At 43.3% G+C, this 22,827-nt stretch carries 28 protein-coding genes; 22 read left to right on the forward strand and 6 right to left on the reverse strand.

Going from position 1 to position 22,827, the window contains the following annotated elements:
- Positions 1 to 281: 281 nt before the first annotated feature.
- Positions 282 to 1,202: a heme A synthase CtaA gene (gene ctaA / locus NYE20_RS08395; RefSeq protein ID WP_021479351.1), complete on the reverse strand. Its 921-nt coding sequence runs from the start codon at positions 1,200 to 1,202 to the stop codon at positions 282 to 284.
- A gap of 354 nt (positions 1,203 to 1,556) precedes the next feature.
- Between ctaA and cyoE the strand changes: the two genes are divergently transcribed.
- From cyoE to ctaG, 6 genes are all read left to right on the forward strand, one after another.
- On the forward strand, positions 1,557 to 2,474 hold the full coding sequence (gene cyoE / locus NYE20_RS08400) for a heme o synthase (protein ID WP_003232250.1): 918 nt from the start codon (positions 1,557 to 1,559) through the stop codon (positions 2,472 to 2,474).
- 239 nt (positions 2,475 to 2,713) lie between these two features.
- The gene (gene coxB, locus NYE20_RS08405; protein ID WP_014663859.1) at positions 2,714 to 3,784 is read left to right on the forward strand and encodes a cytochrome c oxidase subunit II; all 1,071 of its coding nucleotides are present in this window, start codon (positions 2,714 to 2,716) and stop codon (positions 3,782 to 3,784) included.
- 32 nt (positions 3,785 to 3,816) lie between these two features.
- Positions 3,817 to 5,685, forward strand: coding sequence for a cytochrome c oxidase subunit I (gene ctaD, locus NYE20_RS08410; protein ID WP_021479350.1), 1,869 nt, complete (start codon positions 3,817 to 3,819; stop codon positions 5,683 to 5,685).
- Positions 5,685 to 6,308: a cytochrome c oxidase subunit III gene (gene ctaE / locus NYE20_RS08415; protein ID WP_003232244.1), complete on the forward strand. Its 624-nt coding sequence runs from the start codon at positions 5,685 to 5,687 to the stop codon at positions 6,306 to 6,308. Before ctaD ends, ctaE begins: the two co-directional genes overlap by 1 nt.
- A 2-nt stretch (positions 6,309 to 6,310) precedes the next feature.
- The gene (ctaF, locus tag NYE20_RS08420; RefSeq protein WP_003232242.1) at positions 6,311 to 6,643 is read left to right on the forward strand and encodes a cytochrome c oxidase subunit IVB; all 333 of its coding nucleotides are present in this window, start codon (positions 6,311 to 6,313) and stop codon (positions 6,641 to 6,643) included.
- 26 nt (positions 6,644 to 6,669) lie between these two features.
- Positions 6,670 to 7,563 (forward strand): cytochrome c oxidase assembly factor CtaG, encoded by an 894-nt coding sequence (gene ctaG / locus NYE20_RS08425; protein WP_015715837.1) that lies wholly within the window; start codon positions 6,670 to 6,672, stop codon positions 7,561 to 7,563.
- Between the two features lie 31 nt (positions 7,564 to 7,594).
- Here the strand turns inward: ctaG and NYE20_RS08430 are convergent, their stop codons facing one another.
- Positions 7,595 to 7,957, reverse strand: coding sequence for a YugN family protein (locus NYE20_RS08430; RefSeq protein WP_003232238.1), 363 nt, complete (start codon positions 7,955 to 7,957; stop codon positions 7,595 to 7,597).
- A 139-nt stretch (positions 7,958 to 8,096) separates the two neighbouring features.
- On the opposite strand from NYE20_RS08430, the gene NYE20_RS08435 reads away from it, so the two are divergent.
- The 8 genes from NYE20_RS08435 to coaD all read left to right on the forward strand — a co-directional run bounded on the left by NYE20_RS08435 (position 8,097) and on the right by coaD (position 12,812).
- Complete coding sequence (locus tag NYE20_RS08435; protein WP_003221362.1) at positions 8,097 to 8,543, forward strand: CBS domain-containing protein; 447 nt, start codon at positions 8,097 to 8,099, stop codon at positions 8,541 to 8,543.
- Between the two features lie 83 nt (positions 8,544 to 8,626).
- Entirely contained in the window at positions 8,627 to 9,667 is a 1,041-nt protein-coding gene (locus NYE20_RS08440) for a CAP domain-containing protein (RefSeq protein ID WP_161621557.1), read from the forward strand.
- A 232-nt stretch (positions 9,668 to 9,899) separates the two neighbouring features.
- Positions 9,900 to 10,298, forward strand: a complete 399-nt coding sequence (locus NYE20_RS08445) for a YlbD family protein (RefSeq protein ID WP_032725642.1) — start codon at positions 9,900 to 9,902, stop codon at positions 10,296 to 10,298.
- Positions 10,299 to 10,313: 15 nt separating this feature from the next.
- Positions 10,314 to 10,553: a YlbE-like family protein gene (locus tag NYE20_RS08450; protein ID WP_003232231.1), complete on the forward strand. Its 240-nt coding sequence runs from the start codon at positions 10,314 to 10,316 to the stop codon at positions 10,551 to 10,553.
- A gap of 115 nt (positions 10,554 to 10,668) precedes the next feature.
- Positions 10,669 to 11,118, forward strand: coding sequence for a regulatory iron-sulfur-containing complex subunit RicF (ricF, locus tag NYE20_RS08455; protein WP_003221370.1), 450 nt, complete (start codon positions 10,669 to 10,671; stop codon positions 11,116 to 11,118).
- A gap of 54 nt (positions 11,119 to 11,172) precedes the next feature.
- On the forward strand, positions 11,173 to 11,445 hold the full coding sequence (locus NYE20_RS08460) for a YlbG family protein (protein WP_009967171.1): 273 nt from the start codon (positions 11,173 to 11,175) through the stop codon (positions 11,443 to 11,445).
- 322 nt (positions 11,446 to 11,767) lie between these two features.
- Entirely contained in the window at positions 11,768 to 12,322 is a 555-nt protein-coding gene (gene rsmD, locus NYE20_RS08465) for a 16S rRNA (guanine(966)-N(2))-methyltransferase RsmD (protein ID WP_070548911.1), read from the forward strand.
- Positions 12,323 to 12,326: 4 nt separating this feature from the next.
- Complete coding sequence (gene coaD, locus NYE20_RS08470; RefSeq protein ID WP_003245283.1) at positions 12,327 to 12,812, forward strand: pantetheine-phosphate adenylyltransferase; 486 nt, start codon at positions 12,327 to 12,329, stop codon at positions 12,810 to 12,812.
- 10 nt (positions 12,813 to 12,822) lie between these two features.
- On the opposite strand, the gene spoVV is transcribed toward coaD, so the two are convergent.
- Positions 12,823 to 14,049, reverse strand: a complete 1,227-nt coding sequence (gene spoVV, locus NYE20_RS08475) for a dipicolinic acid transporter SpoVV (RefSeq protein WP_128737828.1) — start codon at positions 14,047 to 14,049, stop codon at positions 12,823 to 12,825.
- Positions 14,050 to 14,229: 180 nt separating this feature from the next.
- On the opposite strand from spoVV, the gene NYE20_RS08480 reads away from it, so the two are divergent.
- Together NYE20_RS08480 and ddcP are read left to right on the forward strand one after the other, a co-directional pair.
- A complete protein-coding gene (locus tag NYE20_RS08480) occupies positions 14,230 to 15,012 on the forward strand; it encodes a patatin family protein (protein WP_003232221.1) in 783 nt (260 codons plus the stop codon).
- 1 nt (position 15,013) lies between these two features.
- Positions 15,014 to 16,039, forward strand: a complete 1,026-nt coding sequence (ddcP, locus tag NYE20_RS08485; protein ID WP_161621558.1) for a protease DdcP — start codon at positions 15,014 to 15,016, stop codon at positions 16,037 to 16,039.
- Between the two features lie 16 nt (positions 16,040 to 16,055).
- Here the strand turns inward: ddcP and NYE20_RS08490 are convergent, their stop codons facing one another.
- Both NYE20_RS08490 and NYE20_RS08495 read right to left on the reverse strand, forming a co-directional pair.
- Positions 16,056 to 17,303 carry a nucleotidyltransferase gene (locus tag NYE20_RS08490; protein WP_064671352.1) on the reverse strand — a complete coding sequence of 416 codons (1,248 nt, stop codon included), beginning with the start codon at positions 17,301 to 17,303 and terminating at the stop codon, positions 16,056 to 16,058.
- A complete protein-coding gene (locus NYE20_RS08495) occupies positions 17,300 to 17,485 on the reverse strand; it encodes a hypothetical protein (protein WP_003232215.1) in 186 nt (61 codons plus the stop codon). Before NYE20_RS08495 ends, NYE20_RS08490 begins: the two co-directional genes overlap by 4 nt.
- 27 nt (positions 17,486 to 17,512) lie before the next feature.
- On the opposite strand from NYE20_RS08495, the gene NYE20_RS08500 reads away from it, so the two are divergent.
- The 3 genes from NYE20_RS08500 (at position 17,513) to gerR (ending at position 18,959) form a co-directional block, all read left to right on the forward strand.
- Entirely contained in the window at positions 17,513 to 18,031 is a 519-nt protein-coding gene (locus NYE20_RS08500) for a DUF177 domain-containing protein (RefSeq protein ID WP_014479718.1), read from the forward strand.
- Positions 18,032 to 18,052: 21 nt separating this feature from the next.
- Entirely contained in the window at positions 18,053 to 18,232 is a 180-nt protein-coding gene (gene rpmF, locus NYE20_RS08505; RefSeq protein WP_003154457.1) for a 50S ribosomal protein L32, read from the forward strand.
- Positions 18,233 to 18,377: 145 nt separating this feature from the next.
- Entirely contained in the window at positions 18,378 to 18,959 is a 582-nt protein-coding gene (gene gerR, locus NYE20_RS08510) for a sporulation specific transcriptional regulator GerR (RefSeq protein WP_015383592.1), read from the forward strand.
- Positions 18,960 to 19,015: 56 nt separating this feature from the next.
- Here the strand turns inward: gerR and NYE20_RS08515 are convergent, their stop codons facing one another.
- Positions 19,016 to 19,498 (reverse strand): N-acetyltransferase, encoded by a 483-nt coding sequence (locus NYE20_RS08515; RefSeq protein WP_014476736.1) that lies wholly within the window; start codon positions 19,496 to 19,498, stop codon positions 19,016 to 19,018.
- Between the two features lie 159 nt (positions 19,499 to 19,657).
- Between NYE20_RS08515 and NYE20_RS08520 the strand changes: the two genes are divergently transcribed.
- The 3 genes from NYE20_RS08520 (at position 19,658) to mraZ (ending at position 22,801) form a co-directional block, all read left to right on the forward strand.
- A complete protein-coding gene (locus NYE20_RS08520; protein ID WP_077670707.1) occupies positions 19,658 to 20,554 on the forward strand; it encodes a 2-dehydropantoate 2-reductase in 897 nt (298 codons plus the stop codon).
- A gap of 70 nt (positions 20,555 to 20,624) precedes the next feature.
- On the forward strand, positions 20,625 to 22,244 hold the full coding sequence (gene bshC / locus NYE20_RS08525; protein WP_064671355.1) for a bacillithiol biosynthesis cysteine-adding enzyme BshC: 1,620 nt from the start codon (positions 20,625 to 20,627) through the stop codon (positions 22,242 to 22,244).
- A gap of 125 nt (positions 22,245 to 22,369) precedes the next feature.
- On the forward strand, positions 22,370 to 22,801 hold the full coding sequence (mraZ, locus tag NYE20_RS08530) for a division/cell wall cluster transcriptional repressor MraZ (protein WP_003221402.1): 432 nt from the start codon (positions 22,370 to 22,372) through the stop codon (positions 22,799 to 22,801).
- The last annotated feature ends 26 nt before the right edge of the window (positions 22,802 to 22,827 follow it).

A 22,827-nucleotide genomic window follows, 5' to 3' on the forward strand; every position in this document is an offset into this window, starting at 1 on the left:
AAAGAGGCTTATATACCACCAATTTTTTAGATGCTTTGTAGTAGTCCATGCATATTTCTATAAGCACTAACTGATTTTCCAATGGCCAAAATGATTAATACTTATGTTCGCGGGCTATAGATGCATATGAAATTTCTATAATCACGATGAGAAAGGAGACAGCCTTAAGTGAGCCGCTCACTGATCATCAAGTTCAGCGAAGGCTGGCCATTGAAACAATAAAGCGCCAAAACAAGACATGAAAAAAGACCAAAGCCGCCTAAGGCTTTGGTCTTGAGTCCTTATGATTGCCTGGATTCGTAACGGAAACGAGCAATCAATAATAAGAAGTAGCATAGAACGCCAAACAGACAGGCAATAAAGAACGAGTGGGCAAGTGCAAAGCCCAGAGCCAGTTCAGAGTATACGATCATAATCCCGGACAGTGCCTGTAATGTAATGAAAATAAGACATGAGATCCATCCCCAAAAGATCTGTTTTTGATCTTTATAGGAGATAATAGCATGAACAGCGGCAACAATAATCCATACAAATAACAGTAAGGCTGCTGCTCTGTGGCCCATTTGCACCCATTCATGGAATTGGGTCGGAAGTCCATTGTTCAGCGGGCTGCACAGCGGCACATCAGGACATGCCAGACTTGATTCAGTGTGTCTTACATATGCGCCTGTATACACAACGATATAGGAATATATCAAAATTCCTATCATGTGAAATTGCATCTTTTTGCCGATTTGAAGCGGCTTAACCAGTGTTCTGACTGATTTATCAGCTTCAAATATGAGCAATGTCAAAATAAGCACTGAAGCAAAAGAAATTAATGATATGCCGAAGTGAAGCGCCATAATCAGCGCGTTCGAACCGAATACGACAGCCAATGCGCCAAGCAATGCCTGAAGAAATAAAAAGATAATTGACATGATCGCGAGAAACGTTGTTTCACGGAAAATCGGCGTGATTTTTCTCCATGACCAAAACGCAAGGCTTAGCACAAGGACAATAGAGATTCCGCTTGCGAATCGGTGGCTCCATTCAATAATTGAAGCCGGATTCAGTTCAGGGAAAAAACGGCCGTGACACAGCGGCCACTGTCTGCCGCATCCTTGGCCGGAACCTGTTTTTGTAACGAGGGCACCCCCGATTAAAACAATTAGCATGACAAATGTCGTCAGAACACCGAGAGCTTTTAATGCTTTATTCATACAATATTCACCTTCTCAACATACTGCTGCAATTTTATATACGTTCCAAGTGTAAGCGAATATGTGTTTTGTGGCAATTCCCAGAGCCTTTTGTTCACAAAAATATAATAGAATGACGGCTTCTGGAAAATGTACACTTGATTATTCATGCCGGGTCTGATAGAAATAAGGTAAACGCAATGCCGATTTGGAGATTGCCTTCATCTTTGGTAAAATTCATAAAAAGTTCACAAATAAATTCCTGTTTGTCGTTTAATATTTAATAGGATGTTTTTTTACAAGATGTTATCTTGTATGATAGAGTTGCAGGTTATTTTATTCTCCTGCGTTAGGTTTGTAAGGGAGGTTTACGTTATGGCTAACTCCAGAATCTTAAATGATACAGCTATAGACGGACAAATTGAAGAAACAACGGCATGGAAAGATTTTCTGTCCCTTATTAAAATAGGGATCGTCAATTCTAACCTCATCACGACTTTCACTGGAATGTGGCTTGCACTGCATATTTCCGGTTTAAGTTTTTTAGGCAATATAAACACCGTTCTTCTTACGTTAATCGGGTCTTCACTGATTATTGCGGGCTCCTGTGCGATCAATAACTGGTATGACCGGGACATTGACCATCTTATGGAGCGTACGAAAGTAAGACCGACGGTTACGGGTAAAATTCAGCCGAGTCAGGCGTTATGGTCTGGAATTTTGCTGGTTGCTTTAGGATTGATCATGCTGCTGATGACAACTGTCATGGCTGCTGTTATCGGTTTTATCGGAGTCTTTACGTATGTTGTATTGTACACAATGTGGACGAAACGCCGCTATACGATTAACACAGTAGTAGGAAGCGTTTCCGGTGCAGTGCCGCCGCTTATTGGATGGACGGCAGTGGAAGGGAATATCGGTGTCGTAGCATGGGTGTTATTCATGATTTTATTTATTTGGCAGATTCCTCACTTCTTAGCATTGGCTATCAAGAAAACTGAGGATTACAGAGCTGCAAATATTCCGATGCTTCCTGTCGTATATGGTTTTGAAGTGACAAAAAGACAAATTATTGTGTGGGTTGCGTGCCTGATGCCGCTTCCGTTTTTCCTTGGTAGCCTGGGTCTTCCGATTGTCATTCTCGGCTTGCTGTTAAATATCGGCTGGCTGATTCTTGGCTTAATGGGATTCCGCTCCAAGAATATCATGAAGTGGGCAACGCAGATGTTCGTTTACTCGCTTAACTACATGACAATCTATTTCGTTGCCATGGTTGTCTTGACGCTTTTCTAAAAAATAGATATGATGCTTGTTTTATCGCTTCAAAATAAACGATGACAACTAGTAAATGCCGCCTTGACCTCTTGTTTAATCAGGCGGCTTTACTTTTATACATAGATGGCATTTTGAGTAAAAAAACTCATAATTTAAGAGAAGAGGAAATGTAAGTGCTTTATTGGTGATAGGTTGGATGGCGATAGATTTCGATCCGCTTTCCGCCTTTGTATTGACCAGAAAAGGGGTTGGGTGAAATGGTAAAGCATTGGCGTCTTATTTTATTATTAGCCTTAGTGCCGCTTCTATTAAGCGGATGTGGAAAACCTTTTTTATCCACGCTCAAGCCTGCTGGCGAGGTGGCTGATAAACAGTATGACCTGACAGTGCTCAGCACATTGATTATGGTGGTTGTTGTTGCAGTAGTATCTGTTATCTTCTTTTATGTGATTGTGAGATTCAGAAGATCACGGGTCGGTGAGAACACGATACCGAAACAGGTAGAGGGGAATAAATTTTTAGAAATCACATGGACCGTGATCCCGATTTTGCTGCTCATTATTCTTGTGATTCCTGTTGTATTATATACGCTGGAGCTAGCGGACACATCACCAATGGATAAAAAAGGCCGCAAAGCTGAGGATGCTCTTGTAGTCAATGTTAGGGCAAATTTATACTGGTGGGAGTTTGAGTACCCTGATTACGGCATTATCACAAGCCAGGAGCTGATTGTACCAACAGATCAGCGTGTATATTTTAATTTAAAAGCCTCTGATGTAAAACATTCCTTCTGGATTCCTTCAGTTGGAGGAAAACTTGATACGAATACGGATAATGAAAATAAGTTCTTCCTGACATTTGATTCAAAACGAAGCAAAGAGGCAGGAGATATGTTTTTTGGGAAGTGTGCGGAGCTTTGCGGCCCTTCACATGCGCTGATGGATTTTAAGGTGAAGACAATGTCTGCAAAGGAATTTCAGGGCTGGACAAAAGAAATGAAAAACTATAAATCTACAGCAGAGAGCGATTTGGCTAAGCAGGGTGAAGAACTGTTTAAAGAGAAAAACTGCCTGAGCTGCCATGCGGTAGAGCCGAATGATAAGCGTGCAGAAGCCGCTAGAACGGCACCCAACTTGGCGACCTTCGGTGAAAGGACAAAAGTGGCAGGGGTGAAAGAGGCCAACAAAGAAAATGTGAAGGCTTGGCTGAAGGACCCTGACAGCATAAAGCCGGGGAACAAAATGACAGGCACATATCCAAAGCTCTCAGACAGCGAAACAGATGCGCTTTATGAATACTTAAAAGGCTTAAAAGCGGAAAGCAAGTAGGGAAGAAAGGGAGATATTGGGGGAGGTCACATATGTTGAATGCGCTTACAGAAAAGCGGACGCGCGGATCTATGCTTTGGGATTATTTGACGACGGTGGACCATAAAAAAATCGCGATTCTTTATTTAGTGGCAGGGGGATTCTTCTTTCTTGTCGGGGGAATTGAAGCGATGTTTATCAGAATTCAGCTTGCAAAGCCGGAAAATGCGTTTCTCAGTGCTCAAGCGTACAATGAAGTAATGACTATGCACGGAACGACGATGATCTTTCTGGCTGCGATGCCGCTCTTATTTGCCTTGATGAATGCGGTTGTGCCTTTGCAGATCGGGGCTCGGGACGTTTCGTTTCCATTTTTAAACGCGCTTGGTTTTTGGCTCTTCTTTTTCGGGGGCATTTTCTTAAATCTAAGCTGGTTTTTGGGCGGAGCGCCAGATGCGGGCTGGACGTCATATGCCTCACTTTCGCTTCATTCTAAAGGGCACGGCATAGACTTTTTCGTCCTCGGACTCCAAATATCGGGGCTCGGGACGCTGATAGCCGGGATTAACTTTTTGGCCACGATTATCAACATGAGGGCTCCGGGCATGACGTATATGAGGCTGCCTTTGTTTACATGGACGACATTTGTGGCCTCGGCATTGATTTTGTTCGCGTTTCCGCCGCTTACGGTTGGATTGGCTCTCATGATGCTGGATCGACTGTTCGGAACCAATTTCTTTAATCCGGAGCTTGGCGGAAATACGGTCATTTGGGAACATTTATTTTGGATCTTCGGCCACCCGGAGGTTTATATCCTAATTTTGCCTGCATTCGGTATTTTTTCTGAGGTCATCCCTGTGTTCGCCAGAAAGCGTTTGTTTGGCTATTCTTCAATGGTTTTTGCAATCGTGCTCATCGGCTTTCTGGGCTTTATGGTTTGGGTGCACCACATGTTCACGACTGGTCTCGGCCCGATTGCAAATGCCATTTTTGCGGTTGCAACAATGGCTATCGCGATTCCGACCGGGATTAAGATTTTTAACTGGCTGTTGACGATTTGGGGAGGAAATGTGAAGTATACAACCGCTATGCTGTATGCTGTCTCATTTATTCCATCCTTTGTGCTCGGCGGTGTGACGGGAGTCATGCTGGCAGCTGCTGCGGCTGATTATCAGTTCCATGATACGTATTTTGTGGTTGCGCACTTCCACTACGTCATTATTGGCGGCGTTGTATTCGGCCTTTTAGCCGGTGTTCATTTCTGGTGGCCGAAAATGTTCGGTAAAATTCTGCATGAAACGATGGGGAAAATTTCATTTGTATTGTTTTTTATCGGCTTTCACCTCACGTTTTTCATTCAGCATTTTGTCGGCTTAATGGGGATGCCGCGCCGGGTTTATACGTTTTTGCCAGGACAGGGTCTGGAAACCGGCAACTTGATCAGTACAATCGGGGCGTTTTTTATGGCGGCAGCTGTTATTCTTCTGCTGGTCAATGTCATATGGACATCGGTAAAAGGTGAATATGTAGGTGCTGATCCATGGCATGACGGACGTACGCTGGAATGGACCGTTTCTTCACCGCCGCCGGAGTATAACTTTAAACAGCTTCCTTTTGTCAGAGGACTTGATCCGTTTTGGATTGAGAAGCAGGCAGGGCACGAATCAATGACGCCGGCGGAACCGGTTGATGATATTCATATGCCAAACGGCTCAATCCTGCCGCTCGTCATTTCCTTCGGCCTTTTTGTCGCAGCGTTCGGGCTGCTGTACAGAAGTGATTACGCTTGGGGCCTGCCGGTGATCTTTATCGGGCTCGGCATCACATTTATTACGATGCTGCTTCGTTCAGTAATTGATGATCACGGCTATCATATTCATAAAGAGGAACTGCCGAACGATGATAAAGGGGTGAAGGCATAATGCAAGTTCAAGAAAAATTCACCGCAGAAACCTTTCCGGCTTCTCCTGAAAAAGTAACCCTGGAAGGGAAAAATAAATTTTTAGGCTTTTGGCTTTTTCTTGGCGGAGAGACTGTTCTGTTTGCGTCTCTCTTCGCCACGTTTCTTGCGCTTCGGAATTCAAATGCCGGTGATCCGCCTACGACGGAAATGTTCGATGTGACACTTGTATTCATTGCCACAATGCTTCTATTAACGAGCAGTTTAACGAGTGTGTACGCGATGTACCACATGAAGAACTTTTCCTTCGGCAAGATGCAGCTTTGGCTGGGAATTACGATTTTATTGGGGGCGGGCTTTTTAGGACTGGAAATCTATGAGTTCAAGCATTACACCCATGAATTTGGCTTTACCATCACAAGCTCTGCCCTTGGTTCTGCGTTTTACACGCTTGTCGGTACACACGGCGCCCACGTGGCATTTGGGCTTATGTGGATCAGCACGCTTATGATCCGCAATGCCAAGAGAGGGCTGAATCTGTATACGGCGCCTAAGTTTTACGTTGCCAGCCTTTATTGGCACTTTATTGATGTCGTGTGGGTCTTCATCTTTACCGTTGTATATTTAATGGGGATGGTGGGATAAACATGGTCGATAAAAAAAGCAGAGGGCATATCAATAGCGACCTTGAATTTAAGAAAAAAAAGCATGCCCGAGAGATGAAATATCAAGTCCTGTCTTTTGGTTTAATGATCGGTCTTACGATTGTTGCATTTCTGACTGTGGCCACGGACGGTGTCGGCAGCTGGTTTACGATTCCTTTCATTATTTTGCTAGCTGCAATTCAAGTCATCTTTCAGCTGTATTATTTCATGCATATGAATCAGAAAGGGCATGAGGCGCCGGCACTGTTTTTGTATTCAGGGGTGTTTGTCGCGTTTATCACTGTGCTTGCGTTTGTGACAATTATATGGTGGTAATTTGAACAGCCGCCGGAGGTGAAGAAATGAATCAGTTGGAGATATTTGGGTTTCGCGCGATGTGGAGCCCTTATCTTTTTTGTATCCTGTTAGGCATTACGGCGCTTTATCTCTATTTTTACAGGCGAATGTCTTCAAAGCCAAATCGAATAACTGGTAAAGAGATGGTATGCTTTCTGTCGGCGATGCTGTTTTTATATGCAGCCGAGGGAAGCCCGGTTGATCTGCTCGGACATATTATGTTCAGCGCACATATGGTGCAGATGGCCGTCCTGTATTTGGTTGTCCCGCCGCTGTTAATCGCGGGAATTCCTGCATGGCTCTGGGAAAAAATCATTTTCAGGCCTTCAATCAAACCGTTTTTTTCCTTTTTTACGACGCCTTTAATTGCTTTGCTTTTGTTTAACGGCATTTTTTCTTTATATCATGTACCGCTTATATTTGATACTGTCAAAACGGATCCGTTTTACCATACATTAATCACTTGGCTTATCTTTGTGCTTGCGTTCTTCATGTGGTGGCCGCTTGTTCATAAGGTTGAGCGTCTACGGCAGCTCAGCGGCTTGATGAAGCTGGGTTATATTATGGCGGACGGTATGCTGCTCACACCTGCTTGCGCCTTGATCATGTTCAGCGGTGCACCGTTATACGCCACCTATACAGATCCGGCTTTATGGGCTGAGGCAATGAGGCTTTGCGTGCCAGCGGATATGATGGGGCAGGTCCCATTAACAGGGCCAGAGATGTTGAATACACTGCCTTTGTTAGAGGATCAGCAGCTCGGAGCAGTCATGATGAAAATCATTCAGGAAATTGTGTACGGTACTTTTTTGGCCATTATTTTTTTCCAATGGGTGAAGAAAGAAAGGGAAAAGGACGGGCAGGAGGAGCCGCCGTATATTCAGCAGACGATATCATAAAAGGTACAGCGAAATATGCTGTACCTTTTCGTTACATTTGAACTGTTTTTAACATGTTGGCTATGTCCTGAATCAGTGCCTTGCTTTTTGTCACAACCTGTACGGGAAACTCTTCCGTTTCTCCATATTCTACTCCATGAGGGTAGTAATGCTTTCCTAGGAGAGGGGACATTAATTGAATCACGGCGCGCCCGCTTCCGACATCGCCTTCTGCCGCAATACCTTGTATCCGCAAGTAAAACGTACCCTCAATCGTCGAAAACTTCTTGTCATAGGTGACTCTCTCGTAATCCCATTGACCCGCTCTGATAAGACCTTTGCTTTCCATTAAGTCGTCTAGCCAGCTGAGCTCAGCCTTAACCCCTTCAAGTCCGCTTTCAGTAAACTTCAACACTGACCCCTCCTTATAAAAATTACCTTTCCTGACAATCATAGTATGAAAGCGTTAAACTTTCAATGAATCTTCTTCTTTTGAAAGTATGCAAAAATTAAATTTTGACGACAATAGCACTAAACTAAAGGAGGTTAAACGGATGACAAAAATAAAAGATCTGATGACAGCCGACTTGCAATATTGCACGGTATTAGATAATGTATATGAAGCTGCAGTAAAGATGAAGGACGCAAATGTAGGAGCGATTCCGGTAGTTGATGAGGACGGGGAAACATTGGTCGGCATCGTAACCGACCGCGATCTCGTATTAAGAGGAATCGCCATCAAAAAACCGAACTCGCAAAAAATCACTGACGCGATGACTGAAAAACCTGTCAGTGTGGAGGAAGATGCTTCAGTCGATGAGGTTCTTCATTTGATGGCATCGCATCAGCTCAGAAGGATACCAGTTACAAAAAATAAAAAACTGACTGGAATTGTCACGCTTGGTGATCTTTCTTTATCTGAGCAAACGAATGAACGTGCCGGCAGCGCCTTATCGGATATTTCCGAAGGTGATAATAGAGAAGAAGGCTTTTTTCATTAACACATAAATCTTTGACATGTTAAATAGGCTGTATTGTAATGGGATGTAAACAAGAGATTGTGAATCGCCACGGGGGTGATAGATTGAAAAATATATTGAGAGCAATGGTTATCCTTTTGATTATCTGCGGAACTTATGTTCTGTTTATTCAATATGGATCTGTTCCTGAAAAGAAATCAAATGACAGCGAGCCTCAGGTGTCGAATGAGGAAGCGCAAAGCGGCAAACGAATACATATGCCGACTTCAGGGTTATTGTCCTTCATGGGCAAGCCCGCCGATGAAGTAACAAAAAAGCTTGGGGAACCTGAACGTATTGACCCTTCGGCTTATGATTACGATTGGTGGGTATACAATCAAGGTAAGGATCAATATATCCAAATCGGGGTATTAAACAATAAAGTGGTCACATTATTCGCGTCGGGTAATGATATTAACGCCAAGCCTTTCAAAATTGGAGAATCAACTGGCGATGTATTCAAGACCACCCAGGTGGCACCATTTGTGAATGTAGAGTATAAAGAAAATTCCTATCGGTTTGAATTTTCTGAAGAAGATATCAATACAAGACCGACTGTAAAGGTAGGAAAGATGTATGTCCAGCTGTATATGGACAAATTTGAGGGGAAGCTATCCAGCATCAGGGCGTTTGATGCGCAAACCTTTGTAAAGCAAAGACCTTATGAGGTAGTGTACCGCGGGGAATTAATTAAACCGAAAGCCGTTTCAGATGAGAAATGGAAAAAGATCCAAACGACGAGCGAAAAGCAAATCCTTGATTTGACGAATGTCATACGTGTTAAACATGGGCTTGCAAAGCTTGAGTGGGATCAGCCGACGGCGGAAGTGGCCTTCGGACATAGTGAGGATATGAAAGAAAATAATTATTTCTCCCATGTCTCCAAAAAATACGGCACGCTGAAAGACCGCTTAGAAAAAGGGCATGTTGACTTTCAGCAAGCGGGAGAAAATATCGCATACAATTATGTGGACGGTCCGGCCGCTGTAGAAGGCTGGCTGAATAGCGAAGGCCATCGAAAAGCGCTTCTGAATTCAGATTATACGCATCTTGGAGTCGGAGTAGACCGAAAATATTACACCCAAAATTTTATTAAACGATGGTAATGAAAGCCGCGGACGAATGGTCCCGGCTTTTTCTATTTCCATACAAACTGGTCTGAATGAATGTGCTGATAGCTTACAGATAAGGCCGTTTCCAATTCCTTCAGTCAGGCTTTTTCACCAGTGTATATAGGGATATCGGTAAAAATTCATTTGGGAATGAATATAGGCGAACACAATGCCCGACAAAACGATACATTGTAGTAGGTAACGATTTTCGGAGGGGGTGAGGATTGTGGCGAATCAACATGCCAATCATTCAATCAATGACTTTAAACAATTCGTCAAAAAGCATCCCAAGCTGATAAAAGAAGTGCGCAAAGAACAAAGAAGCTGGCAGGACGTATATGAAAATTGGGTCCTCTTCGGGGAGAGCGACCCGATTTGGGATCCGTATCGGGAACCGGAAGCAGCTGCTGAAGCTGTGCCTGAAACACCGCAAAAAAATGATTTTGTCTCGAAAATGGTGACAGCGGTGAAAAAGATGGATGTCAATCAAATGAACGAACAAATCAATAAAATGAGCCAGTCGATCTCATCGTTGCAAAGCCTTCTTAATACATTTTCCGGAAGCGGACAGAAGCATTCTCAGCCAGGTTCTGGACAGCATCCTTTTTCTTTTCGAAAGGATTAAAAAAGGGGAGCTCATATGCGCAAAGAGGTTCAGGAATATATTTTAGCAAACGAAGAACGGAAACGATTCATCAGAGAACAGCCGATATGGTACCGCAGGCTTTCAAGAAAACCGGATGATCTGTCCTCCTTTCAGCTTGAAATGATGAATTTTTATGAAAAAACCATTCCGCATCGGGTGAATCAGTTTACGAACGGGATTCAAATGGCGCAAATGATGATGCAAATGTTTCAAGCGATGCGGACAAAAGATTAAAAGACCCTGAAAAAGGGTCTTTTTTCATGCGGTCATAAGGTTTTGTTGGCGGCTGCGGTTAAGCATTTTCCAATTGGCTGGTTTCATGGTAAACTAACAACTGGAGGTGCATGTTATGTATGCGACGATGGAATCCGTGCGGCTTCAAAGTGAAGCTCAGCAGCTTGCCGAGATGATTCTGCAGTCGGAGACGGCTGAGAACTACCGCAATTGTTACAAGCGTCTCCAGGAAGATGAAGAGGCAGGTCGGATTATTCGTTCTTTTATCAAAATAAAAGAGCAGTATGAGGATGTACAGCGTTTTGGCAAATATCATCCTGACTATAGAGAAATATCCCGGAAAATGAGGGAGATCAAACGTGAGCTGGACCTGAACGACAAGGTGGCTGACTTCAAGAGAGCTGAAAATGAGCTCCAGTCCATTCTTGATGAGGTCAGCGTTGAGATTGGGACAGCTGTTTCGGAGCATGTGAAAGTTCCGACTGGGAACCCTTATTTTGACGGTTTGTCTTCATGCGGAGGCGGCTGCGGTTCAGGCGGAAGCTGCGGATGTAAAGTGTCCTGACGAGACTGGCCGTCTCGTCTTTTACATATAAGAGAAAACAGGCAGGTGATTGTATTGGAGAATAGGCGCCAGGGCATGGTTGTGTATCTGCACTCCCTAAAGCAGAGCAAAATGCTGAGGAAGTTCGGGAATGTGCACTATGTATCAAAACGATTAAAATATGTCGTACTGTACTGTGATATGGACCAAATTGAAAAAACAATGGACAAGATTGCGTCTTACTCATTTGTGAAAAAAGTGGAGCCTTCTTATAAACCGTTTTTAAAATTGGAATTCGAGTCAAAGCTTGATAAGGCAAAAGAATACGATTATAAAATCGGCATATAGCTATAAAAAAATCCCCGCAGGCATCTGCGGGGTCCTTCTATTCCTTAATATGTTAAGGAGAAGGCAAAGGGAGAGGAGAAACCGGAGGAAGAACTTATGGGGAAACGTAAGTCTTCTCCGCGGTTGGCAACAACATCCTCTAGATGCTGTTGCTTATAGTATGGACAAGGATGATTCTGCTTATACACCTGTTTATCAAGATTAGCGTTCATTGTTTGGAAGAATGCTTTATGTTAAGATAGGATTGATTTTTTTCTATGTACGTAGCGGCGTCCGGCCGAATAAAGAAACAAAATAGCTTTTAGAAAAAGTGGTGTGGAACATGAGAGTAATTTCTGGATCAAAAAAAGGCCGTTCACTAAAGGCTGTACCCGGAACATCAACAAGACCGACAACCGATAAAGTGAAGGAATCCATTTTCAATATGATCGGCCCTTATTTTGACGGGGGCATGGGACTTGACTTATTCGCAGGGAGCGGAGGACTTGGAATCGAAGCGCTTTCACGCGGGTTTGAGCATTGTATATTCGTTGACCGTGATTTTAAAGCGATTCAAACGGTAAAATCTAATTTGAAAACGCTGGAGCTTACAAAACAAGCACAGGTATACCGCAATGATGCGGAACGTGCTTTGCACGCTGCTGCTAAAAGAGAAACCGGCTTTCGCGGAATTTTTCTCGATCCGCCGTATAAGGAACAAAAGCTGAACGCGCTTTTAACGATGATTGACGAATATCAAATGCTGGAAGAAGACGGCTTTATCGTCGCTGAGCATGACAGAGAGGTCGAGCTTCCCGAAACCGTAGGAGATCTTGTGATGACAAGAAAAGAAACCTATGGGTTAACAGGTGTGGCGATTTATAAAAAGAGGGGGTAGTGAGGTGGCGAGTATAGCTGTCTGTCCCGGCAGTTTTGATCCGGTGACCTACGGGCATCTGGACATCATCAAACGCGGGGCGCATATTTTTGAACAAGTGTATGTATGTGTGCTGAATAATTCTTCAAAAAAGCCTTTGTTCAGTGTGGAAGAACGGTGTGAGCTTCTGAGAGAAGTGACAAAAGACATTCCGAACATAACAGTTGAAACATCGCAAGGCCTGTTAATTGATTATGCAAAAAGAAAAAATGCGAAAGCGATTTTAAGAGGCTTGAGAGCTGTATCCGATTTTGAATACGAGATGCAGGGGACATCAGTAAACCGGGTGCTTGATGAATCTATTGAGACGTTTTTTATGATGACAAACAATCAATATTCGTTTCTAAGTTCAAGCATCGTAAAAGAAGTGGCGAGATACAACGGCTCGGTATCAGAGTTTGTACCGCCGGAAGTAGAGCTGGCGCTTCAGCAAAAATTCAGACAAGGATGAGGGTTTTGACTCATCCTTTTTTTGTTCCGTTTGTCAGTCTGTAAGAAAAAATGATAATGTACGTAAACAGCGCGCATAGTGTGACAGCAGGTCCGATCTGCACAAGCAGATTCCAGCCGTTTATGAAGGCAGTTGGCATTTCACTGCTGTTAAGAGATTTAAATACATACTGATACGGATCATGCCATGCCGTGTAAAGAGGTTTCCATAAAAGCATGACGAAGACAGCGGCATAAACGCCCTGCAGCAAACGTGCGATAAAGAATGGTTTAAATCGAATGTCGGTTTCCGATAAAATACCTGCCACCTGAGCTTGTACGGAAAAGCCGCTAAACCCGAGAATAAAGCTGACGATAATGGCTTTTTGCAGAAGAGAAACATCTGTCTCGCTGACAAGCTTGCTGCCTAATGTAATTTCAAACATCCCTGATAAAAGCGGAATGTCCAATTGAGTCGGAAGCTGAAACAAAGTCAGTGCTCCTTTTGTGAAAACAGACAAAACATCAGTCAGCTGGACCACTGACAACAGCCGATTGAAGACAGAAAATAAAATAATAAAGCCGCCTACCATAAGAAGCGTTTGAACAGAAGACGTCACGGCGTCGCCTAAAATTTTACCCAAGGGCCGTTTTTCTGCAAGTCTGGCGGTATGAAGAGCGCGTAAAGCATCTTTGACTGAAGGGAAAGGTATCGTTTTCTTTCTTCTGAGATGCTGCTCTTCCTTGCGGCCATAGGAACGCATTGTTAAACCGACAGCCAGATTCCCTAAATAGTGTGCAGAAGCTAATAAAATGCCTAGTGATGCGTTTTGAAAGAAACCGACGGCAACAGCGCCGAAAATAAAGAGCGGGTTTGAAGAATTGGTAAACGACGCGAGCCGTTCTGCCTCTACTCTTGAAATCTGATTTTCCTGCCGCAGACGGGCAGTGAGTTTTGCTCCCGCTGGGTTTCCTGATGCCATTCCCATAGCAAGAACGAAGCCGCCGACACCCGGCACGCGAAAGATCGGCCGCATAAAAGGCTCAAGCAAAACACCGACAAATCGCACAATGCCAAAGCCGATTAAGAGTTCGGACAGAATAAAAAATGGCAGCAATGACGGAAACACAACCTCCCACCACATAGACAGCCCGGTTTTAGAGGCTTCGAATGAGGCCTGTGGATGTGAGATGACAGTCGCTGTTAAAAAAAGAAAAAACGAGGCAATCAAAAGTGTATTAATCTTCGACAAGTTCATTCTTACCTCCCCGATGCTAAAAATGCCCAATGACATGTATATCATGATAAAATAATGTATGATGTAAAACGGCCAAGCAGTACCTGTCCTCTTGATTCTTTGTACTAATATACGAGCATAGGGGTTCAGTTTAGACCATAGAATTCGGTATACAGGGAATTCAGGCAGGAGGTTAACGCTTTGGCCAAACCTAAAATCGGGTTAGCGTTAGGATCGGGAGGGGCCAGAGGGCTTGCTCATCTCGGTGTGCTTTCCAGTTTACATAAGCACCAAATTGAAGTGGATATGATTGCAGGAAGCAGCATGGGCGCTTTGGTGGGCAGTTTTTACGCCGCCGGACATGACGTGGCAACGATGAAAAAAGTAGCCAAAGCCTTTAAACGAAGGCTTTATGCTGATTATACGGTTCCGAAACTCGGTTTTTTAAAAGGTGACCGCGTCAGACAGCTTGTGCATGCTTATACATTCGGAAAACCGATTGAAGAGCTCCAAATCCCGCTGGGCATTGTTGCGTGTGATCTACAGACGGGAGAAAAGATTGTGTTCCGAAAAGGATCAGTGTCAGATGCAGTGAGGGCCAGCATCAGCATCCCGGGTATCTTTATTCCGCAGCGGCTGGACGGACGCCTTCTTGTAGACGGCGCGGTCGTCGATCGAATTCCGGTTTCTGTTGTGAAAGACATGGGAGCTGATATTATCATCGCTTCGGATGTTTCCAGGGTTCGAAAAACTGAAACAGCAGTGCATATTTTTGATGTGATTATGCAAAGTATGGATATACTGCAAAATGAATTAGTGCGGCATCAAACAATTGCCGCAGATATCATGATTCGCCCTTCCCTTGAAACATACAGCTCAAGCTCGTTTGCCAATATTGAAGAAATGATATCGGCAGGCGAAGAGGCGACAAATCGAATGATCAGCAAGATAAGAAAAGAAATAGAGAATTGGGAGGGCTCATAATTTGCTACGTAAAAAACATTTTAGCTGGATGCTCGTCATCCTCATACTGATCGCCGTTTTATCATTTATAAAACTTCCATACTATATTACAAAACCGGGAGAAGCGACAGAGCTTGCTTCATTGATAAAAGTGGAGGGAGGCTACCCGGAAAAAGGAAGCCTGTCCTTAATGACTGTTAAAGTGGGACCGGCTAATCCGTTTACATATGTGTGGGCAAAGATGCACCCTTATTATGAAATTGTTCCTGATGAGAGCATTAAGGAGCAAGGCGAGTCAGATAAGGAGTATATGAAAAGACAGCTCCAAATGATGAAAAGCTCGCAAGAAAATGCGGTTATAGCCGCCTATCAAAAGGCAGGAAAAAAAGTCAGCTATTCCTTTAACGGCATATACGCAAGCTCAGTTGTAGAAAACATGCCGGCAAAAGGGAAAATAGAAGTCGGTGATAAAATCATCAGCGCAGACGGCAAAAACTATCAGTCTGCTGAAAAGCTGATTGATTATATCAGCAGCAAAAAAGCGGGAGATAAAGTCACGTTAAAGATCGAAAGAGAAGAAAAAGAAAAGCGTGTCACCCTTACGTTAAAACAATTTCCTGATGAGCCGGATCGGGCAGGAATCGGAGTTTCGCTTTATACAGACAGAAACGTGAAGGTAGAGCCTGATATTGATTTTGAAATTGAAAATATTGGCGGCCCGTCAGCAGGGTTAATGATGTCCCTTGAAATCTATAATCAGCTGACAAAACCAGACGAAACAAAAGGCTACGATATTGCGGGAACAGGTACCATTGATGTTGATGGGAAAGTAGGCCCGATCGGCGGCATTGATCAAAAAGTCGTCGCCGCAGACAAAGCCGGAAAAGACATTTTCTTCGCGCCAAATCAAAACGGCGCCAGCAATTCCGATTATAAGAACGCAGTAAAAACAGCAAAAGATATTGATTCAAATATGAAGATTGTGCCTGTTGATACCATGCAGGATGCGATTGATTATTTGAATAAGCTGAAAGCGAAAAGCACCTGATTCTCAGGTGCTTTTTCTATACATTTAAAAAGTGTTGTTCATCTTCATCATATCGAATCGGTGCATGTCCGTATTCCTGCAGGTCAAACTCAGTTCTCAGCGGCTCTTCTATTGGCAGGCTGTAAATCCTGCTTGCTTTTACGTCCAGATCGAGAGCTGGATGGGAGAAAGAGGACAGTTTGCTGACAAGCGGAACAGACAGTGCTTTTTTCTTTTCGGATAAATAAGCCTGTCCTTTTTTCGTCATGCCGAGAAGCCTGATATACGGCGCCTTATCGTTGTCAAGCAGCTTTTGCATATCCTGTTTTTTTGTTCTGGTTAAAATGTGTGTATTCATCCGCTGGAGCCTTGTCCACGTATAGCGTTTTGTTTTCAGCAGTTCCATAAATTCCTGATAGGAGCTGGATTTTCTGATCGAACGAAGAATTCTGTGCTCTAAACCTTCCTCCACCTCGTATACTTGCTGTAATTCCTGTGCTGTTACAGTTGAAAGGCTGTATTTTAAGTAAGAAAAGTAGCTCTCAGGTGTATGCCACAATCCGAAAGATTTGCGGTAAGCTGCTAATTCACGTGCAGAGGCAGCAGGGAGAAAACGAAGGCAGGCTTCGAGATTCTGGCCAGTCATCGCTTTTCTGATGCTTGTGGCGCTTGCGATGTGGTTTTCGCCTTCAGGGAGATCGGCATCATGATAGTCCGAAGAGATGCGTGCCGTAGTATAAGGTTTCATAGGATATCCCCCGGTTAGAATCGAGGTCACATACTGGTATCCCAAAATGTTATTTGGTTTTGACAAGTCAAGTGCACTTTCAGTATGCAAAATGGAGCTGAAGGCGCTAGCCGCCGCTGCTGGGTAACTGGCCCCCTTTTTAAGTTCTTCTTTAATTCGGTCATTCAATATATGTTTATGCTCACCAATAAGCTGTGCTGTTTCTAAAAACGGCTTGATATCCCCATTTTCACTCCCGAAAAACAGCGCCTCACATTCAAGTTCGTTCAGGATGGAAACACTGCCGCGTGCAAAAATGTCTGCTTTTTGCACGGCATAAAGATAAGGCAGCTCAATAACAAGATCAACTCCGCTTTGCAGCGCCATTTTTGTTCGGGCCCATTTTGACACAACAGCCGGTTCCCCACGCTGTAAAAAATGCCCGCTCATGACCGCGACAGCCGTGTCACATCCGGTTTGCCGCTTTGCTGTTTGGGCATGATAAAGGTGACCGTTATGAAAGGGATTATATTCAACCACCAATCCGACAGCTTTCATATTTTTTCCGCCTTTCTTGCTATGTTTAAAAACGTATGGTACATTTGCAAATGAAAACTCTTACGCCTTATTTTTGTTTTAAGTGTATGCATAGCATATTCCGCTGTCAACGATACTTCAATGGCAGCATTATGCTGTAAAGAAAAAATATTGACAAAAACAATCTTAAAAGCTATAATCATGTTTGTTGCTTTCCTGAGGTGATACAAATGAAATGGACGATTTATCAGCTGCATCAAATGCCAAAACAAAGTTTTGAGTTTGATGAAACAGTTGAGTTAAATGAGCTGACAAAGCTGAATTCTGACATTCGCCGCATTTCTCCCGTCCGGGTGAAGGGCAGAGCGGATATCAAATCCAAACAGGTTTCGTTTGATTTTACAATTTCAGGCGAAATGATTTTGCCATGCTCAAGAACACTCGTTGATGTCCCGTATCCATTTGAAATTTCAACAAAAGAACTGTTTATATTTCATCACACGGATGATATAGAAGATGATGACGTTCACATTGTTGAGGACGATACTATCGACTTAACTCCGATCGTGAAAGAAGAAATTCTTTTAGAAATCCCTATGCAAATCTTTTGTGAATCTGAACAAGAAAAAGGAGCTGCTCCTCAAGAAGGAAAGGATTGGCAAGTCATTTCGGAAGAAGACAAGAAGAATCAAGTTGATCCGAGACTTGCAGCCCTTGAAAAGCTCTTAAAACAAGATGATGAATCTTAACTCTTTAAGGAGGTGGGAATAATGGCTGTACCTTTTAGAAGAACTTCTAAAATGAAGAAAAGATTGCGCCGTACACATTTCAAACTTAATGTACCTGGTATGACAGAATGTCCGTCATGCGGAGAGATGAAGTTGTCTCACCGTGTATGCAAAGCATGCGGATCATACAACGGCAAAGACATAAATGTAAAAAGTAACTAATAAGAAAAGCGCGGGGTGAAAGCCCTGCGCTTTTTCTTTTTCTCTTCCTGTCAGCTTGCGGAAAATTTGTGAGTGCAAATAGTCTATCTAATCTATTACCGGCATATGTATGAGATAAATAAGCTGACATGGAGGGAGATTGAATTTGACCATTACAAGACAAGATGCTTGGACTCAGGATGAGGATTTGCTGCTGGCAGAAGTGGTGCTTCGTCATATTCGAGAGGGAGGAACACAGCTTTCAGCCTTTGAGGAGGTTGGGAGGGCGCTGACCAGAACCGCGGCAGCCTGTGGTTTCAGGTGGAACTCGTATGTGAGAAAACAATACCAGTCAGGTATAGAGCTTGCAAAAAAGCAAAGGAAAGAACTGAGAAAGCAAATCGGCGTTCATTCGGTCAATATGCCGAATTCCATGAAGCAGACTGCCTCGGCATCGTCAGAAGGAAAACGAGATTTGTCTATTCAGGATGTCATTCAATTTCTCGAACAATTCAAAGAAGCACCGTCTGCACAAGAATTTCAGCTTGAAAGGGAAAAATTGAAGGAGCAAATCCAATCGCTGCAAAAAGAGCTTGAGGATTTGCGGAGTGAAAATCAGACATTGCGGAATCAGCTAGAGATGACAGAAGAGGATTACAAGGCACTGATCGATATCATGGATCGGGCCAGAAAAATGGTTGTTTCGAAGGAAGACGGAAGAATGAAAAAAGCGGCTCAAGAAACGTAAAGAAACGCCTGAAATGAACCGGCCCTATAGTAAGAATAGGCCGGTTGTTTTTATTTCTATGCAGACTCTCCCGGTGTCATTTCATGATCCATATCAGGATGCCAGATGAGCGGGTTTTCCCCTTTGTCCCGCGCCATATCATACTTAACAGTTTTAAAGTTCATTTTGTTCCAAAATTCCGCTGATTTCATTCTCGGATTTGTCCGGATCGGCATTTTGAATGATTTTGCAAATTCAACCAAGGCTCTCCCGTATCCCCTGTTCTGGTAGCCCGGAAGAACCTCAAGCTTCCACAGCTCCAAATAATCCTGGCGGTTGTCAAAATAGGGATTCGATTTGCCGTTAACTTGATACAGACTCATTCGTGCTACAAGTTTATCGCCAAAATAAATCCCGTAAAAAGGCGAGGTGCTGTCATTTTCAATAATATTATCCTGAAGTTCTTCAAGCATTGAAAGCTCCTGAATGCCGTATTCTTTGAATTTCTTGAATTCTTCCAGCGTTTTATAGTTGATAAGCAGACGTTCTACCTTTGTCAAACAAATCTCCCCCTTTGTTGTTTCTACATATATTGTAAACGCTTTATTTAAAAAATCCAAATATTTAAACTTTAATTTTAAGCACATGGGATCTTTGAGAAGTAATTTCTTCTTACTTCTGCTATGATAATACGTAAATGCTAAATTGGGTGTGACATCATGAAAATTGGAATTATCGGCGGAGGCTCCGTCGGTCTTTTATGCGCCTATTATTTGTCACTTTATCACGACGTGACTGTTGTGACGAGGCGGCAAGAACAGGCTGCGGCCATTCAGTCTGAAGGAATCCGGCTTTATAAAGGCGGGGAGGAATTCAGGGCTGATTGCAGTGCGGACACGAGTATCAATTCGGACTTTGACCTGCTTGTCGTGACAGTGAAGCAGCATCAGCTTCAATCTGTTTTTTCGTCGCTTGAACGAATCGGGAAGACGAATATATTATTTTTGCAAAACGGCATGGGGCATATCCACGACCTAAAAGACTGGCACGTTGGCCACTCCATTTATGTTGGAATCGTTGAGCACGGAGCTGTAAGAAAATCGGATACAGCTGTTGATCATACAGGCCTAGGTGCGATAAAATGGAGCGCGTTCGACGATGCTGAACCAGACCGGCTGAACATCTTGTTTCAGCATAACCATTCGGATTTTCCGATTTATTATGAGACGGATTGGTACCGTCTGCTGACGGGCAAGCTGATTGTAAATGCGTGTATTAATCCTTTAACTGCTTTATTGCAGGTGAAAAATGGAGAACTGCTGACAACGCCAGCTTATCTGGCTTTTATGAAGCTGGTATTTCAGGAGGCATGCCGCATTTTAAAACTTGAAAATGAAGAAAAGGCTTGGGAGCAGGTTCAGGCCGTTTGTGGACAAACGAAAGAGAATCGTTCATCAATGCTGGTTGACGTCATTGGAGGCCGGCAGACGGAAGCTGACGCCATTATCGGATACTTATTGAAGGAAGCAAGTCTTCAAGGTCTTGATGCCGTCCACCTAGAGTTTTTATATGGCAGCATCAAAGCATTGGAGCGAAATACAAACAAAGTCTTTTGAGCTTTTTCGGTAACATGCTATACTCATTTCGGATCACTAACTATTTATTGGAGAAAGGAAGTTCTAGAAGATGCAGCTAACTGAACTTTCCATCAAAAATCAGAATGTGTTTGTACAGCACTATATAGATGGCAAAGAAGAAATGTCTTCTTTTTTTGATTACAGTATTCATCATAAGGACATGTGGCGAGAAAGACTGGAAGACTTATCTTCCCGGTTTTTCGCAAGAGAGGAATTGGCGGCGTACTTAACCTCTTACCATAATAAATTCGGTTCAAGTGCGATGCAGTCTGCTATTGAGAAGCTGAAGGACCCGTCAAGTGCCGCTGTAGTCGGCGGACAGCAGGCAGGACTTTTAACAGGACCGCTTTACACCATACATAAAATCATTTCAATCATTGTTTTAGCAAAGCAACAAGAAAAGGAACTGCAAGTGCCTGTCATACCAATCTTCTGGGTGGCTGGAGAAGACCACGATTTGGATGAGATTAATTTTGTTCACACATCTGAAGAGAATGGGCCTGTGAAAAAAAAGCTGCCTCAGTCTTATTGGAAGAAATCATCAGCAGCGAGTACATCGCTTGATCAGGAAAAGTGTGCCGCGTGGATAGATGATGTTTTTGCCGCTTTTGAAGAAACAGACCATACGAATACACTTCTCGACAATGTGAAACGATGTTTAAGGGAATCTGTTACGTTTACTGACTTCTTTGAGCTGCTGATCGCGGATTTGTTCCAAGAAGAGGGCTTAGTTTTATTAAATTCTGGAGATCCGGGGATTAAAAAGCTGGAAACGGCCATGTTCCAAAAGATTCTTCGAGAAAATGATGAACTCGCCCGCGCTGTATCAGATCAGCAGGACTTCATGCGTCAAGCAGGCTACAAACCGATTATCGAGTCCGGAAAAGAGCAGGCGAATCTGTTTTATGAATACGAAGAAGAGCGTTTTTTAATTGAAAAAGACAACGGCCGATTTGTCATCAAAGAGCTTGATCTAGGATGGACGAGGGATGAACTTCATACACATATGGAAGAACATCCAGAGCGTTTCAGCAACAATGTTGTAACGAGGCCGTTAATGCAGGAATTTCTCATTCCGACTTTAGCATTTATTGCAGGGCCTGGAGAAATCAATTATTGGGGCGAGCTCAAACAGGCTTTTGCGGTGATGGGCTTTAAAATGCCTCCTGTCATGCCAAGGCTGAACATTACGATACTTGAGCGGCATATTGAGAAAAAACTGGCTGAACGGAATATCTCGTTACAAGACGCGATTGAGCGCGGAACGGAGAATCAAAGAGAGACATACTTCGAGCGCCAGATTCCGGAAGAGTTTACGGCGGTGATGGATCAGGCGAAAAGCCAAATTGAAGCGATTCACAAGACGGTCAGGCAGGAGGCGTTAAAGGTTGATCAAAGCATGGAACCTTTACTCCTGAAAAATGCCGCTTTTATTCAGGATCAGCTTCAATTCTTAGAGCGCACGGTAACGAAGCGAATTGAAGAAAAAGAAGGCTACGTCTTGAAGGATTATGAAAGAATTCAAAATAGCATTAAGCCGCTTCTTGCGCCGCAAGAACGGATTTGGAATATCATGTATTATTTGAACAGGTACGGTCCAAAATTCTTCACGACATTCAAGAATCTGCCATTTTCTTTTCAAAATCAACATCAAGTTGTCAAACTTTGAAATAAAGTTTTAAAGAACCCTGACTAGTTCAGGGTTTTTTTTTATGGGTAAACAGTGTAAAATGAAGTTGTGGAGCGAAGTGGTGAATAGTGGTGAGTTAAGGAGAGAAAGTGGGGCAAGAGATCATGTTTATGGGTGAATATCAGCATACCATCGATGCGAAAGGCCGCATGATCGTACCCGCTAAATTCAGAGAAGGCCTAGGTGAGCAATTTGTGCTGACTAGAGGACTTGACCAATGTCTCTTCGGCTACCCTATGCACGAATGGAAACAAATTGAAGAAAAACTAAAAGCTCTTCCTCTCACAAAGAAAGATGCCCGCGCGTTTACCCGTTTCTTCTTTTCAGGGGCGACTGAATGCGAGCTGGACAAGCAAGGCAGGGTAAATATCGCATCATCTCTATTGAATTACGCCAAACTGGAAAAAGAATGTGTTGTTATCGGGGTTTCTAATCGAATTGAATTGTGGAGTAAAGTAATTTGGGAACAATACACAGAAGAGCAAGAAGATTCATTTGCTGAAATTGCTGAAAACATGATTGGGTTTGATATATAATGATTCTTCGTGTATAACACTCTAAA

Origin of the sequence: Bacillus sp. FSL R5-0416 (assembly GCF_037975425.1) — a bacterium.
In the GTDB taxonomy this organism is placed as follows: domain Bacteria; phylum Bacillota; class Bacilli; order Bacillales; family Bacillaceae; genus Bacillus; species Bacillus subtilis.

Bases quoted from the DNA above. Each gene is read 5' to 3' on its own strand.
- ctaA (WP_021479351.1), bottom strand. From the start codon at position 1,202: ATGAATAAAGCATTAAAAGCTCTCGGTGTTCTGACGACATTTGTCATG.
- cyoE (WP_003232250.1), top strand. From the start codon at position 1,557: ATGGCTAACTCCAGAATCTTAAATGATACAGCTATAGACGGACAAATT.
- coxB (WP_014663859.1), top strand. From the start codon at position 2,714: ATGGTAAAGCATTGGCGTCTTATTTTATTATTAGCCTTAGTGCCGCTT.
- ctaD (WP_021479350.1), top strand. From the start codon at position 3,817: ATGTTGAATGCGCTTACAGAAAAGCGGACGCGCGGATCTATGCTTTGG.
- ctaE (WP_003232244.1), top strand. From the start codon at position 5,685: ATGCAAGTTCAAGAAAAATTCACCGCAGAAACCTTTCCGGCTTCTCCT.
- ctaF (WP_003232242.1), top strand. From the start codon at position 6,311: ATGGTCGATAAAAAAAGCAGAGGGCATATCAATAGCGACCTTGAATTT.
- ctaG (WP_015715837.1), top strand. From the start codon at position 6,670: ATGAATCAGTTGGAGATATTTGGGTTTCGCGCGATGTGGAGCCCTTAT.
- NYE20_RS08435 (WP_003221362.1), top strand. From the start codon at position 8,097: ATGACAAAAATAAAAGATCTGATGACAGCCGACTTGCAATATTGCACG.
- NYE20_RS08450 (WP_003232231.1), top strand. From the start codon at position 10,314: ATGCGCAAAGAGGTTCAGGAATATATTTTAGCAAACGAAGAACGGAAA.
- ricF (WP_003221370.1), top strand. From the start codon at position 10,669: ATGTATGCGACGATGGAATCCGTGCGGCTTCAAAGTGAAGCTCAGCAG.
- rsmD (WP_070548911.1), top strand. From the start codon at position 11,768: ATGAGAGTAATTTCTGGATCAAAAAAAGGCCGTTCACTAAAGGCTGTA.
- spoVV (WP_128737828.1), bottom strand. From the start codon at position 14,049: ATGAACTTGTCGAAGATTAATACACTTTTGATTGCCTCGTTTTTTCTT.
- NYE20_RS08490 (WP_064671352.1), bottom strand. From the start codon at position 17,303: ATGAAAGCTGTCGGATTGGTGGTTGAATATAATCCCTTTCATAACGGT.
- NYE20_RS08495 (WP_003232215.1), bottom strand. From the start codon at position 17,485: ATGATTATAGCTTTTAAGATTGTTTTTGTCAATATTTTTTCTTTACAG.
- NYE20_RS08500 (WP_014479718.1), top strand. From the start codon at position 17,513: ATGAAATGGACGATTTATCAGCTGCATCAAATGCCAAAACAAAGTTTT.
- rpmF (WP_003154457.1), top strand. From the start codon at position 18,053: ATGGCTGTACCTTTTAGAAGAACTTCTAAAATGAAGAAAAGATTGCGC.
- NYE20_RS08520 (WP_077670707.1), top strand. From the start codon at position 19,658: ATGAAAATTGGAATTATCGGCGGAGGCTCCGTCGGTCTTTTATGCGCC.
- bshC (WP_064671355.1), top strand. From the start codon at position 20,625: ATGCAGCTAACTGAACTTTCCATCAAAAATCAGAATGTGTTTGTACAG.
- mraZ (WP_003221402.1), top strand. From the start codon at position 22,370: ATGTTTATGGGTGAATATCAGCATACCATCGATGCGAAAGGCCGCATG.